This is a genomic window from Yeosuana sp., from assembly GCF_057126245.1.
Window position 1 is genome coordinate 1 of the sequence record NZ_DBNGMQ010000055.1, and the last position, 1,847, is coordinate 1,847.

At 33.0% G+C, this 1,847-nt stretch carries 1 protein-coding gene; it reads left to right on the plus strand.

Translation table 11 applies throughout. The annotated features are described in order from the left end of the window. Window positions 1–29: 29 nt before the first annotated feature. Window positions 30–1,847: M1 family aminopeptidase (locus AC15TD_RS07240; RefSeq protein ID WP_484451469.1), on the plus strand; the 1,818-nt coding region annotated here is incomplete at its 3' end.

A 1,847-nucleotide genomic window follows, 5' to 3' on the forward strand; every position in this document is an offset into this window, starting at 1 on the left:
GTGCTCTGTTAGTGTTACCCATTATTTTAATGACTTCTGGAATTTTAATGTGTATGGTATTTCAGATTGGTTTGGGGTATACAAACTTTGAATTTAGTTTATATGCGGCTTTATTTTACCATAACGGATTACAGTTAGCTGTGTTTTGTATGATCGCCCTATTTGTAAATAGTCTGGTAAAGAACAAATATATGGGAATGGGGATTTTTGGACTGATTGTGATTTTGAGTTTAAAAGCTGATATGCTAGGCTTTCAACATCCATTAACCAGTCTTGGCTTTATGCCCGAGGTTTCATACTCTAACATGAACGGATTTAGTGGTGCAACTAACTTATTTAATCACCTGGCCGTATATTGGTCAGCTTTCGGATTACTCCTGGTGTTAATGTCTTTTAAAATTTGGAATAGAGGAGTAGTTGGGACTATTTCGGTTCAATTACAACAATTAAAACAGGGCTGGACAAAGATTCAGAAAACAGGTTTTGCAATTCTAATGTTGCTATTTGTTGGAGCAGGGAGTTTGGTTTTTTACAACATAAATGTAGTTTCTGATTATGATACGGTTAGTGATAAATTAGATTTTAGAGAAAACTATGAACGAAAATTTAAACAATATGAAAGCTTAGAAAGGCCTTATGTTACTTCAAGGAAAACTGAAGTTGCATTATATCCTAAACAAGGAATGTATACCGTAAAAGGGAATTATGTACTAAAAAACAAAAGCAATCAACCCTTATCTCAAGTATTTATTACAGAAGTAATTCCTTTAGAGAATATCTCAATTGAGAATGCTAATTTAATTGAACATGATGCGCTTTACGGTACCTATTTATTTCAATTTAATAAAGAGCTTAAACCAAACGAATCTGTTGCTTATAAATTTGAACTGAAAAAAGAATCAAAAGGGTATGACTCTGATAAAACGATTGTTAATAACGGAACTTATATCACACATGGAAATTTTGAGCAAGCATTAGGTTATGTTTCTGGCTTTGAAATAGCAAATAGAGTAGAACGTCAAAAGAGAAATTTACCTAAAAAGATTAAAGAAAAGAAGCCGGCATCACATATTGCTTTAGAAGATGTGAAAATTGAAAAAACAAGCTTTGAAACCGTTGTTTCTACAGAAAATGACCAAACTGCATTAAGTTCAGGGAATTTAATAAGAGAATGGACAGAGAATAACAGAAAATTTTATCATTATAAATCCAATGGTAAAATACTGCCAGGGATCGGTTATTTTTCAGCAAATTATCAATCGAAAAAAATCAATCACAAAGGGATTTCTATAGAACAGTATTACGATGAGAATCACAATTTTAATATAGATGAAGTTGAAAATAGTGTAAAAAAAACTTTAGATTATTGTCAAGAAAACTTTGGAGATTATCCTTTTGATTATATCAGAATTGCAGAAGTACCTTCACATTGGTCAATGGGTGGGTTTGCGCACCCTGGAATGATTAGTATGACAGAAGATAGATTGTATTTATCTGATGTGAGCAATTCAACTACTTTTAATTTAGTCGCAAAAAGAACCATACACGAAGTTGCACATCAATGGTGGGGCCATACGTTGTTAGCCAAACCAGTAGTCGGTGGATCTTTATTTGTTGAAGGTTTTGCAAAATACACCGAAGCAGTCGTTATGGAAAAAATGTATGGAAAAAGAGCTTTATACGCGCTAAGTGAAAATGCAAGAGGTAAGTATTTTTCTGAAAGATCTTTTGCCGGAGATATCGAACCACCAGTTTATATGGTGTTAGGTCAAGGCTATATTTCTTATGGTAAAGCATATACGGTATTAATGGCGTTAAGAGATTTGATAGGCGAGAAACAAGTAAAC